This window comes from Candidatus Thiodiazotropha endolucinida (assembly GCF_001715975.1).
In the GTDB taxonomy this organism is placed as follows: Bacteria; Pseudomonadota; Gammaproteobacteria; order Chromatiales; family Chromatiaceae; genus Thiodiazotropha; species Thiodiazotropha endolucinida.
In genome coordinates this window covers 150,961-164,003 of record NZ_MARB01000010.1, presented here as the reverse complement: position 1 = coordinate 164,003, position 13,043 = coordinate 150,961, and the positions used below count along the sequence as shown (strand labels likewise).

Annotated in this window: 12 protein-coding genes; 11 read left to right on the top strand and 1 reads right to left on the bottom strand. The window is 35.1% G+C overall.

Going from position 1 to position 13,043, the window contains the following annotated elements; translation table 11 throughout:
- The 8 genes from CODIS_RS21385 to CODIS_RS10440 all read left to right on the top strand — a co-directional run.
- Nucleotides 1–317, top strand: a 317-nt coding sequence (locus CODIS_RS21385; protein ID WP_235615193.1) for a hypothetical protein, incomplete at its 5' end; no start/stop codon positions are given.
- Nucleotides 318–346: 29 nt separating this feature from the next.
- A complete protein-coding gene (locus tag CODIS_RS10470) occupies nt 347–1,474 on the top strand; it encodes a glycosyltransferase family 4 protein (protein ID WP_069124758.1) in 1,128 nt (375 codons plus the stop codon).
- Between the two features lie 41 nt (nt 1,475–1,515).
- On the top strand, nt 1,516–3,072 hold the full coding sequence (locus tag CODIS_RS10465; protein WP_069124757.1) for a lipopolysaccharide biosynthesis protein: 1,557 nt from the start codon (nt 1,516–1,518) through the stop codon (nt 3,070–3,072).
- A gap of 10 nt (nt 3,073–3,082) precedes the next feature.
- On the top strand, nt 3,083–4,297 hold the full coding sequence (locus tag CODIS_RS10460; protein ID WP_069124756.1) for a glycosyltransferase family 4 protein: 1,215 nt from the start codon (nt 3,083–3,085) through the stop codon (nt 4,295–4,297).
- 87 nt (nt 4,298–4,384) lie between these two features.
- Nucleotides 4,385–5,236 carry an XrtA system polysaccharide deacetylase gene (locus CODIS_RS10455; RefSeq protein WP_069124755.1) on the top strand — a complete coding sequence of 284 codons (852 nt, stop codon included), beginning with the start codon at nt 4,385–4,387 and terminating at the stop codon, nt 5,234–5,236.
- A gap of 21 nt (nt 5,237–5,257) precedes the next feature.
- Nucleotides 5,258–5,857 carry an arsenate reductase/protein-tyrosine-phosphatase family protein gene (locus CODIS_RS10450; protein WP_083220681.1) on the top strand — a complete coding sequence of 200 codons (600 nt, stop codon included), beginning with the start codon at nt 5,258–5,260 and terminating at the stop codon, nt 5,855–5,857.
- 177 nt (nt 5,858–6,034) lie between these two features.
- On the top strand, nt 6,035–6,856 hold the full coding sequence (locus tag CODIS_RS10445; RefSeq protein ID WP_069124753.1) for an alpha/beta fold hydrolase: 822 nt from the start codon (nt 6,035–6,037) through the stop codon (nt 6,854–6,856).
- A complete protein-coding gene (locus CODIS_RS10440) occupies nt 6,853–7,803 on the top strand; it encodes an alpha/beta fold hydrolase (protein ID WP_069124752.1) in 951 nt (316 codons plus the stop codon). Before CODIS_RS10445 ends, CODIS_RS10440 begins: the two co-directional genes overlap by 4 nt.
- Before the next feature lie 118 nt (nt 7,804–7,921).
- Here CODIS_RS10440 and CODIS_RS10435 read toward each other — a convergent pair whose 3' ends face one another.
- Entirely contained in the window at nt 7,922–9,466 is a 1,545-nt protein-coding gene (locus tag CODIS_RS10435) for an exosortase C-terminal domain/associated protein EpsI (protein ID WP_069124751.1), read from the bottom strand.
- Between the two features lie 305 nt (nt 9,467–9,771).
- Here CODIS_RS10435 and CODIS_RS10430 point away from each other — a divergent pair, with 305 nt between their 5' ends.
- From CODIS_RS10430 to CODIS_RS10420, 3 genes are all read left to right on the top strand, one after another.
- A complete protein-coding gene (locus tag CODIS_RS10430; RefSeq protein WP_069124750.1) occupies nt 9,772–10,209 on the top strand; it encodes a VOC family protein in 438 nt (145 codons plus the stop codon).
- Nucleotides 10,210–10,360: 151 nt separating this feature from the next.
- Nucleotides 10,361–11,503: a glycosyltransferase family 2 protein gene (locus CODIS_RS10425; protein ID WP_069124749.1), complete on the top strand. Its 1,143-nt coding sequence runs from the start codon at nt 10,361–10,363 to the stop codon at nt 11,501–11,503.
- Between the two features lie 209 nt (nt 11,504–11,712).
- Nucleotides 11,713–12,852: a glycosyltransferase family 4 protein gene (locus CODIS_RS10420; protein WP_083220680.1), complete on the top strand. Its 1,140-nt coding sequence runs from the start codon at nt 11,713–11,715 to the stop codon at nt 12,850–12,852.
- Nucleotides 12,853–13,043 lie beyond the last annotated feature (191 nt).

Genomic DNA, 13,043 nt, shown 5'->3' with positions numbered 1-13,043 from the left:
CTCTGTCAGGGAGCTATGGATTAAGTTTCACTATGCTTGATGAACCGCCTAGTGCGGACCCGCATGCTAGGTGGTGTGGGGAGGGCGGGTTAGAGACCCGCCCTTACCCGATTCATCAAATAATTAAAACCAGCCGAATAAGTAGTCAATTCCATATTAAATTCGCTTGTATTGGCCTCAAGATTCTATTTCCCGACTCTATTATTCTGTCCTTATCTGTAAATGGCGGCTATTTAGCTCATCCTTTTGTTTTCTCGACCATCATGACATACTTGGAAAGCTTTTTTGCTACTTGCATGGGTAATAAATATGTATAGCATAATCAGTATGTTAGCAGGAAATGAGAATGAATAGGCGCTACAAAATTCTGATTACGATCAGTGAATTAATTCATAGTTCGCAGGTACGCAATTTATACGATCTTTTATCAATTATTGATACGGATGTTTTTGATGTCGAGGTTGGTGCGCTAGCTACAGGCAATGAAGCTCAGGCGGATATTGAGAATTTGGGGTTTGAGGTGTTTCGCCTGAGACTCCAGCCCACACGTGGTTTTACATTAGAGAAATTAATGGATCTAATTAAAGGTCCATTTATTATTAGAAATAGAAAGTATGACTTAGTACATTCATTTTTATACCAATCTCTTTTTACCGAACCATTCTTTTTTAAACTCCTGACAAACTCAAAGTATATTTATACTAAATCCAATTTGGAGTGGAATAATCACCCCAAAAACTGGCATAAAAAATCGCAACTTGCCGACAGGATAATCAGTATCTCAAAGGCTACGGATGAATTATTGATAGATCAGGGGTTTGCTGAAAAAATTAAAAAAATATATTTAGGAATAGATACTGAGTACTTTAAATACTCAAAGGAAAAAGGAGTTAAATTTCGTTTGGATAATGATATACCCGATAATGCGGTTGTCTTCGGTTGTGCTGCACAGTTTATTGAGTTGAAAGAGCATTTAACATTACTCAAGGCATTTGAGAGTTTAGCGGGAGTAAACAAGAATATATATCTTATCTATTGCGGGCCGAATCATAGGAACGACTATTACAACAAATTTAAATCCGAAATGGAGCAGTCCAAATATAGTGATCGTATCAGGGAGTTGGGTTCATTAAGTGATATGCCAAGCTTTTATTCCGCGATTGATTGTTTTGTTCTTCCGAGCAGATTCGAAGCGTTCGGTTACGTTTATGTAGAGGCAATGAGTTGCGGTATTCCTGTGATTGCATGTAGGGCGGGTGGTCCGTTGGAAATTGTTATTGATGGTGAAACCGGTTATTTTTCAGAGGTGTCTGATCCATCGGATTTAGCAAGAAAAATGCTGATTTATCTGGAGAGTGAAGAACTTTTAGAAAAACACGGCAAACAAAGCAGGCAGAGAGCTGTAGAAATATTTTCAAAAGAAACAATGGCAAGAAAAATGATGGAACTATACATAGAGACAATCGAACAATAGAAATCCATCTATCGATTATCCTGCTTTAAAATATTTCTGCAATGATAGATAAAAAAAAGCTATTCAAGAATATCTTTTCAAACTGGGCCAATCTCGGTGTAAATATAGTTATATCGTTTTTTTTAGCGCCATTTATCGTCCATAAACTGGGAAACATTTACTACGGTGTTTGGGTAATTGTTATGCAGTTTACAGGTTATCTGTATCTTTTGGATTTTGGTGTCAGGGAATCAATCATTCGCTATGTGTCAAAGTATAAAACTCAAAGGAATATTGACGAGCTAAATGAGGTACTCAGCTCAGGTCTGATTTTGTATGGTGGAATTGCAGTACTGTGCCTATTGATATCCATTATTTTCTCTTATTCATATCCATATATTTTCGAAGTTGAGAACGTAGATCTATCAACAATAAGCATAGTGGTAATTATTTGTGGCCTGACTATCGCTCAAACAATAGCTTTCAATGTCTTCAATGGCATTTTGATGGGTCTTCAAAGGTATGACATATTCAATAAAATTGGAATAATCTTTGCATTTGTCAGGTTGGGTCTGATTCTCTATTTCCTGAATTTGGGATATGGAATTATTGCACTTTCACTAATACAGTTAATAATCGGGCTTGCAAATAACATAAGTATCTATTTTTACTCAAAACACTTACTTGAAAAAAACAATATCCCGTTTCGCTATTCCAGAACACCGCTAAAAACCAAACTGCCTATTCTTAAAAAATTATACAATTACAGCGTATACGTTTTAATAAACAATCTGGGTCAAAAAGCAATATTTTATACAGATGCGTTGGTCATTGGCGCCTTCTCTTCCGTTGTGTCGGTTACCTTTTATGCTATTGCAGGAAATTTAATTGAGTATCTCCGTCGCTTAATTATGATGAGCAATAGTGTTTTAAATCCGGTGGCAAGTGAGCTGGAAGCAAGCAGCAAAATAGAAAACATAGACAGTTTAATTATAAATGGCAGTAAATTTTCCCTGCTACTGGCCCTTCCGATATGTATTGTATTTTTCTTGCTGGGCGATATGTTTATTGGTATTTGGATGGGGGAGGAGTATGTTGAACGGTCATCAATTGTACTATATATACTTGCATTCAGTACTTTAATAGCGGTACCTCATACAACCATAAGCAGTATATTGTATGGAATAAACAAGCATAAAATAATTGCGAATCTGCGAATATATGAAGCGGTATCAAATCTGGCTTTGAGTGTAGTGTTGATCCACTACTTGGGAATAGCGGGTGTTGCATTGGGGACTGCAATTCCGCAGGCTTTGTTTATGGTGATAGCACTTCCAATTTTGACTAAAAGAGAAGTGAATTTTGATTATAAAAAATATTTAAAGAATGTATATCTATTGCCGTTTATAGCATCTTTGCCTTTTACTGGGTCTATCTATTATATAAGTACAAATTACGCAACCGATTCTATGATTATATTTTTCACTTGGATATTGGTATTATTGCCGATATATATTCTTTCTGTATTTTTAATTTGTTTTAACAACAGTGAGAGAAGTCTGTTCACGAGTTATTTAAATAGAGTGATGATGAGCAGATTTTCCAGAAGAAACAGTTAACAGATTGACAATGATGGGAAATGTAAAAAAAATAATGTATTGCGAGGGTAATACAGACGGTACTGTAGGGGGATCGTTTTATAGCTTGTTGTACCTAACCAGTGGACTTGATAGAACAAAATATGATCCGATGGTTGTTTTCCATGACGAACACTCTCTTTTACCAGAATATCAAAAAGCAGGTGTAAAGACACTTATAGTACCGCCATATAAACCAATAAGTTTAGTCTCAGACAACAAGTATCTAGCCAGGTTGAAAACTATCTTTACAATATTACAGAAACCAGTTAATTTGCTTGGTTACCTGTTGGTTTCAAGTATCAGGAAAAAAAGACTTCTAATAAAAAATAATATCGATCTATTACACTTGAATAATTCCGTTTTACGGAATAATGATTGGATGATTGGCGCATACTTGGCAGGAATACCGTGTATAACACATGAACGGGGTATCAATGATCGTTATCCCCTGATACCAAGGTTATTGGCGGCTAAGCTGAAAGCCATAATAAGTATATCCAAGTCTGTGACTGAGACTTTGAAAAGAAATGGCGTAACCAATGAGAATATTGTAACTATACACAATGGTATTGATCCAAAAGCAGTTAGTGAAAAAATTACAAATCAGGATATTCTAGAAAAACTTGGCTTAAATGAAGATCAACCAATAATTGGCGTGATGGGTAACATCAGGGAGTGGAAAGGGCAGGAGGTCGCTGTCAGGGCAATGCGAAAAATCGTGGATGAGTATCCGAACACTGTATGTCTGCTTATTGGCGATACAGCTAAAGAGGATAATTATTATAAGGATAGATTACATGTACTAATCAGGGAATTAGATTTAGAATCTAACATTATATTTACAGGATATATAAATAATGTATCGGATTATCTCAACATATTGCAGATAGTACTACACACATCCATCAAACCCGAGCCTTTTGGACGAGTTCTGATAGAAGCCATGTCTCTTTCAAAACCATTGGTCGCGGCTGCTGATGGGGCGGTGCCGGAGATCGTCGTAAATGAGAAAACAGGATTAACTTTCACGCCTGGTGACCATGAGTGTCTTGCCGAGTTGGTTATTAAGCTGTTACAGGACAAACAGTATGCAGAAAATCTTGGAAAAGCGGGATATAAAAGATTGCTGGATTATTTTCATATTAATGTGAATGTAGAAAAGACACAATTACTTTATGATAAGATACTGTTAAATCAAATTTAATTCAGATATTGTATGGTCTTAGTGAAAAAACTTTCTGTTTTTAATAGCATGCCACAGAATCACTTTAATCCAAACGGGCGTTGACAGATGTTAGTAAATGCGATGACGGTAGATGTGGAAGACTACTATCAGGTGTCTGCGTTTGCAAAAAATATAGATAAAAGTGAATGGGATAAATACCCTTCCAGGGTTAATACAAATACTAATTGGTTGTTAGAGCATTTTGATGAACACAATATTAAAGCCACTTTTTTTGTGTTGGGATGGGTTGCAGAAAGAGAACATCAGCTAATAAAGCGTATTTCAGATTTAGGCCATGAAGTGGCATGTCACGGTTACAGGCATGACTTAATATATAACCAGACAAAGCAGGTATTCAAAGAAGAAACTATTAAGTCCAAGTCTATACTGGAAGATCTGATTGGTAAGCCGGTGAATGGCTACAGAGCCGCAAGCTACTCAATAACGGCAGATTCGGTCTGGGCAATCGATATTTTGTGCGAGGCCGGGTTTACCTACGATTCAAGTATTTTTCCGATAGTTCATGATCGATATGGTATCCCCAATGCTGAGACCGTTCCACATAAATATTGTACAGATTCAGGAAATGAGATAATTGAATTCCCGCTTTCTACAGTCGGCATTGGTAACAAGAGATTACCAATCAGTGGTGGAGGTTATTTCAGACTTTTTCCCTATTGGATGACGCTGCAAGGATTGAGGATGGTTAATAAAAAGAATATTCCCTTTATATTTTATATGCACCCATGGGAAATCGATGTTGACCAGCCAAGGATTAAGTCCTCACTGCTTTCAGAATTCAGGCACTATCAAAATTTAAATAAGTTTAAGCCAAGGCTTACACGCCTGATAAACCAATTCGAATTTAGCACTGTAGAAGAAGTACTTTATAAATATGGACTACTGAGTAAAGGTTAATATGATATAAAAGACTGGATAATGCATAATTTCGCAACAAGAATAATCAACTCTATCATCAGAAGAGCACAGCATATCATTATATTAATGCGTGCAAGAAAAAAGAGCAGAGAATCCATAAGTAAAAGGGAAGGAAACAATATTCTCGTACTTTGTTACGGTAATATATACCGCAGTCCACTCGCCGAAAATTTACTCAAGAAATATTTTTCATCAGAAACATATAATATTATGTCCGCCGGATTTCATAAGAAAGAGAACAGAACTTGTGAGCCTGAATACCTGCAGATACTTGAAGAGTATGGTTACGATTTGTACGAACACAGATCAAAAACCGTCAAGCCTTCTGATTTGAAATGGGCAGATATCATTCTAATTATGGATAGATACAATTTGGATATGCTAAAAAAAATGGATAGTGATTGTATAAGTAAGACGATATGGATTGGCGCATTTTCAAAAAGAAAAAGTGTAGAAGTGCAAGATCCATATGATAAGGGATACGGCTTTACTCGAGATGTGATAAGCGATATTGAGTTGTGTATTAAGGATATATCTCTAGAGCTATCAAACAATCAGGCAGTTTCTGATAATCGTGCAATAAAAAATCACAATATCTGATGAATTGTCCGATAATAAGTGTTGAGTTGCTGGATTGTTAGATGAATTACATGAATTTTAAAACAAACACCAGTGAACATTATGTAAGACAGTGAATTTGTGACTTTTTTAATTTGTTCATTATATTAAAATACAACCTATAAATATCAACCCAGGCAAATTGTGACGCTGACTACTATGGAAGAAAAGATTGATTTCATTCATATAAAGAATGAAAAAATATTCACGGTTTTCCATATTCCTGATACAACAGATGTTAAAAAGGCATTTGTTTTTATTCATCCGTTTGCAGAAGAAAAATTATGGAGCCACAGAGTTTATGTAAGTTTTGCACGAGAACTTGCCAGCCAAGGCTACTATGTGGCCAGATTCGATTTTAGAGGACATGGTGATAGTGATGGTGATTTTGTAGATTCTACATTTGAAAAGCATATTCAAGACATAGATGGTGTAATCAACCACCTTAAAGTTAAGTATCAAATTAATGACATTAGTCTGTTTGGACTCAGACTTGGTGCTTCACTGGCAACGGCTTATGCCTCTTCTAAAGATGAAATCACAAATCTTATTCTATGGGATCCAGTGCTGAATGGTGAAAGGTATATGCAAGAAATTTTACGTAGTAATCTTGCAGCACAGATGGCATTGAAGGGTAAAGTAGAAATAACCAGAGATGACCTGGTTGAGCAAATGAAATCAGGAAGTCCAATTAACATTGAGGGTTATTTATTGACATATAATTATTACAATCAGCTGTCAGGGCTCGATCTGCTTAGGCTGGATCATAGGAAGTCAATTAACTGCCTGATTAACCAAATAGTACGGAACCCTAAACAACCTCAGAACAAAGCATATGCTGAATTCATTGAAAAATTCAGTGTGAAATCGGAGTTAGTGAAATCACACGAGGAGCAATTCTGGAAGGAAATAAAGACTTTCTATCAATCTGCTGACAATCTGAACTCTTCAACACTATCCTGGATGCATGATTTAAAATGATCTCAACTCCGGTAACCATAAAAAATAGGAACGGTTTAAAATTATACGGAATTCTTGAACAACCTGAAACGACAGTCAAGGATACTGCCATATTGTTACTTTCGCCCGGCATAAAGATGCGGGTCGGACCTCATAGAATGTACAATAAATTATCGAAAGTCCTCGTAGACAAGGGATTTACTGTCTTAAGATATGATTTTTATGGATTAGGGGATTCAGAAGGAGCTTTGGATCAAAAAATCCTTGTCGATGTTTATAACAGTATTCAGAATGGACGGTATATCGATGACACGATAGATGCAATGGACTGGCTTGGGGCTACATATAATATAGATAAGTTCGTCCTAGGTGGTCTCTGTGGAGGAGCTATTACTGGAATGCTTGCGGGAAGTGCGGATGAACGGGTGAAAGGCCTGATAGCGCTTGGCCTAATCAACGTTTTTGAGGGTGGAGAGGATAATTTCTCGAAGTTCGTGACCGAAGGTCAGCTGGAGGATTTGAAAAAAGGTTACATAAGCAAATTAACAGACATAGATTCATGGAAACGTATCATAACACTCAAAAGTGATTTTAGAACAATATTTAAAATATTATTCAAACCGATCAGGGTGATTTCCAATAGTATAAGAGAGAATTTGACCGCCAGCTCGAAGAACAAAATAGAATTTGTACATGATGAATCCAGCAACACAAATCCAAGGTTTGCACCAACGTTCTTTTCAATGTTACAACAATCGAAGAAGATGCTTTTAGTCTATAGTGGAGGCGATAGATTGCTCTGGGAGTTTAAGGAAAAATTCGAAAATATATATAAATCTCATTTATCAGATTATTCACATATATATGAACTACATACTATTCCGGATGCGAATCATATTCTTTCACTATCTGAGTGGGAGGAATCTATGCATAAACTTGTCGAAGAATGGTTACAGAAGAACTTTTAAAAATATATATATTTGAATTTATGCATTCTAGCCAAATTAAGAAATTATATTTATTCTTCCTAAGCGGGGCATGATATCTGATCTTATTTGAGATGAGGTAGGAAAGGGAGGGTATTATTTATAAAGCTTCATCAATCCTTGTCAATTGTGTTTTGTAATATTTGAAACTATCCTTAAAGAATTCTGTAAGGATGCGCCTTGTAGTGTCAAGGTCGGTGCTTATGGGCGAAGAAATAATAAAAACAGTTTCGCTTTTTCGTCCAGATAGCGAGTTCGCTATACCTAGTAATTTGGCAGACAGTTCTTCATGCGTCAATTTGCCATCTATATAAAACCAATTCCAAATAACTCGCTTTTGCAAATACTGATTGGAAACTATAGTTTCAGCAACAGTATATGTTTTACCGCTGTCTAATAATATATCTATTGCACGTGTTTTCACTAGTTCCCAGTTGTCCATATCATATGGAATATTTAAATCACTAATTAACTCTTTACCCTGCGACTGTTTTACGAAAGTGCCGATAAACAAATCTACATTTCCAGATTTATTTGAGTAACTTGTAAATAGATCAAAATCTGATTGTTGCCAGATGGGTCGCCATGATTGAGTTGTTTTAGTCCGATTCCAACCCTGTATTGATGGATTTAATTCGATGGCATTAGTGTCAATATCAGAGTCTGGAGTGGCATAAAGAGGAATTAATAATGGTCCTGTGCTGGAAGCTAGTAGTGACAATACAAATATTGAAATTATTTTAGCCTGACTGGCTGAATTGAAATTTGAACTATTGGCTCGTTTTCGATTTTTCACAACAGAATCACTTGTGTGATTGTCCATATCGATCCTGCCTAAAAAAATCAGGTATGTCATAAAGAAAATGCCAAAAACAGCCCATCCTAGCCAAATATGGTCCTCTAATAGGGAGTGCGTCATATTCGTATAATGACCAGAGAGTACGACGATATATATTCGAATTGAGTTAGACAAAAAGGCTATTAAAGAGGCAAAAAGAATGCATAGAATTGACGCTTTTATTGAGTAGTTGTAATAAAATATATAAAGTGCTGCAGTGGTCACGGCAGCAATTTGATAACGAAGTCCACTACATGTATCTCCTACCTCAAAAATACCCTCGGGAATATGTATATAGTATCCCTCCTGATAGGATGTGTAGCCCGTTAATTTAAGCAGCTTATCAACTAATATGGCGGTTGGTGTTTGTAGAGGCTCAGAAAATAAAAACCATAAGGGTACGGAGCTTAGTAGGATTAATACCGGGAATGAAAGCCGTAGAGTTTGTTTAAAACCAAAAAGGCTATATATATAGAATGATATTATAAGAATAAAAAGAATCTGAGATGCTATTTGTATATATATGGATTCTGAAATATACCAGAATATCCCGAGAAAAATTAAAATCAATGTTGGGAAAGGTCGAAATTCAATATTTAATGTATATCGTTTTAATTTCCACTCATGTAAGAAAAGGTAAAAAGATATAGGAAGTAGCAATAGACCGTGAGAATAGAGACTGTTTTCAGCTATCCAATTATTATAAATACTAATAGTAGTAGTATGATAAAGGATAAATAGTACTAATATTCCCAAAAAAAGCGATAAATCATAAATATAATATTTGCTAGGCGTCGATTTAGACATTTTGAGGACTTACTTTACGGCATTTAATGATTGCACAGTTAGCATGCATATTCGTATTGTAATATTAAAACTTTTTGTTGATCTATTCCAGGCATAATATTAAATGCTGAATATTGTATATGGTTCTTCTTGTAAAATTATAATGGAGGGATCATATTTAAATCTGACTTATTTTCACTATATAATAATTACAAAAAAGGCGTATTGTATTATGTGAATTATAATTCATAGCCGCAGATATCAATTTATGAGACTATATATTCATAAATAAGCAGATATTATTTAACCACAATTAATTTATTGATATGAATATTGACCACATTTGTATAGCTGTTAGATCTATAGACAGGGCTATTCCAAGAATTGCAGATATGTTTGGATATACTCAAAAAACAAGCAAAATCACAAATACACGGCAAAAAGTAAATGTCGTTTTTTTAGAGAAGCAGGAATCGCTTGACATTAAACTGATAGAGCCTTCGAGTCCCGATTCCCCTTTAATTGAAAGTTTAAAAAAGGGAGAAGGGCTACACCACATCTGTTTTAAAACTGAAAAGAGTGTGCCTTTGGATGTGGATATTTTAAAACAGAAGGGGCTTAGAGTGTTGGCGGATGCGGAAAAAGGCGAGGCTTTTGATGATGAGCTGATAGCATTTATGTACGCTGGTTTCGGTTTGAATATAGAGCTTATCGATACTGAGAAAAGAAGGGGGTTAATAAATACTCTAAATAATGATGGGTAAACTTAGCCTAAAATATAATGGTAGTGAGCGAAATAGATAAGTAATAAAATATAATTTCATTCATGATTCTATTTGTTGATTCAAATATGAGATATATTGCACCTAACAATAACTATTTGAATCTTAATATATCAACTTGGAATAATAAATAATGATCACACTTTTCTGGTTATTATTTGTATGTGTTATTTATGCATATTTCCTTTATCCGTTACTCCTGATTGTTGTGGGTAAATATCGCAATAATGAGATTTTAATTAATGATCAGGAATATGAGTTACCAAGTGTTACATTATTATTGCCTGTGCATAATGAATCCGATGTTATTGAGGCAAAATTATCTAATATAGAGAGCCTGGAATACCCAGATAATTTACTAAAAGTCATACTCGTGTCGGATGGTTCCACTGACAACACTGTTGAAATAATCAAAAACTATGAGACTGATTTAAATTTAAAAGTCATAGTTATAGAAAACCAGCAAGGTAAAGCTAATGCCCTCAATCAGGGAATGAATGAGGTTAATTCATCAATTGTGGTGTTTACGGATGCTTCAATAATGCTTGATAAACAATCAATTCATAAAATTGTTGAGCCATTTTCCGATAATAACGTAGGTTGTGTATCTGGCGAGGATCATATCCCTGCGAATCAAGGAGGAGAAGGTCTTTATGGAAAGTATGAATTGTTCCTGCGTAATAAGGAATCAAAAATAGATTCTATAGTAGGAGCAAGCGGTTCATTTTATGCTCAAAGAACACAGCTGATTAAGCCATTTGAGGAAGGTTTGGCACCTGATTTTTTATCTGTTTTAAATACAGTCAATGCGGGTTACAGGGCAATTACTCAACCTCGGGCAATAGGAATAATGAGTGCCTCCAAAAGTACAAGTAATGAATATAACAGGAAAGTTAGAACCCTTTTAAGAGGGATGGCGGCCCTGTTTTCTAACTTAAAGTTATTAAATGCGTTTAAATACGGTTGGTTTTCTGTTTTTTTATTTTCGCATAAATTAATGAGGTGGTTAGTGCCATTTTTTCTGTTAATATTATTGATTAGTAATTATTTCTTAATAGATCAGTTTGTGTATAAATTATTATTTTCAGGTCAGTTATTATTTTATTCATTAGCAATTGTTGCTTTACCACAAAATAGCAAATTAAATAATACGGTAATTGGTAAAATACCTCTATTTTTTACGATCGTAAATTTAGCAATTCTCAAAGCATGGTTCTTGTTTTTTCAGGGTAAACGTCAGGAAATATGGAACCCGACGAAAAGAGAAGAGAATTAACACATCAGAAACCCAAAAATATATATGGCACAATTTCTTTAAAATCTGTAAGGAATTATTTCATTGTAGGTATAAATTATGAAGAGAGAAATACAATAATTGGTAATATTTCATATATGTCTGTTCTGAAAACTTTTAAAGTATTGTTTTTTTACCGACGTTCAGAAAGTATCCTTAAATAGTATAAAGTAATGTAGATATTGAACGCTATGCCTGAGAAGATACTACAAATATTAGATTTGCGAGATTCGCCATGGGTTGACGGACCAGGCAGGACCATCCTGCAGTGTGCTGACATGATAGATCGAAACAAATGTAATATACATATTGGTGCATTTTCCGGAGAAAGTCACAACGATCATGCTTATATGAAAAAGGCAGTCGAACTAGGCTTGGATGTGGTCGCTATAAAAGAAAATAGATCATTTGACAGGACTGTAATAGATCAGATTAAACAGGTGGTGCGAAAAAGGGCGATAGATATAATTCATACCCATGACTTTCGTTCAAATATATACGGACTTATATGTGCGCGAAGTCAGAGACTGCCATTGGTTTCAACATGTCATGGCTGGATATCTAATAATTGGAAGGGAAGACTATATACAGCTATTGATAAATACTTATTGAGATATCATGATCAGATTATAGTGGTATCTGATGTTATGAAAAAGCGTCTTGAAAGGAGTGGAATACAGTCAGATAAGATTCATGTGATTAATAATGCTTTGGTGATAAATGACTACGAAATTAAACGCGAAAATAGTAAATTCAGGAATGAATTAAATATTTCAAAAGATAAAAAAATAATTGCAAGTATTGGAAGGTTGAGTCCCGAAAAAAGACAAGATATTTTTTTAAGTGCTGCTAAGTATCTTGTCGGTAAGAATAGAGATCTGATCTTTCTTATCGTTGGAGTAGGACCGGAAGAAGATGAGCTAAGGGCGCTTGCGAATGAATTGGGTATTTCAGACAAGGTTATATTTTCAGGCTACAGGAATGATATGGTAGACATATATAACGGCATAGATTTGGTCGTTCAAAGCTCAAATACTGAAGGTATGCCAAATGTTGTGCTTGAGTCACTCTTGATGGGTGTTCCAGTGATTGCGACAAACGTAGGTGGCACTGCGCAGATTGCTCAGCATAATGTGAACGGGGTGCTTATAGAATCTGAAGATTTAAGTGCTTTGGAATATGCATTGGAAGAGTATATAAATAATGTAGCAAAGCATAATGAAATGGCATTGGTAGGGAGGAACCATGTCATAGAGAACTTTAACCAGGATGCCAGGGTTAAAAAATTATTCAGTGTGTATGAGAGACTGGCTGAAGAAAATAATAAATAATCATGTTGTATTTAGGCCTGTTATTATCATTATTTCTAGATTACGTTCGGCCCGCTTCGTATGTGCCGATAATTGGTCTGCTTAAAATCAATACAATAATTCCGCTGATTGTTACAATTGGAGCTATATTTTATAATGGCGCGAATGATAATAATAAAATATTCAAGCATCACAACTCTAAGTTGTTTCTT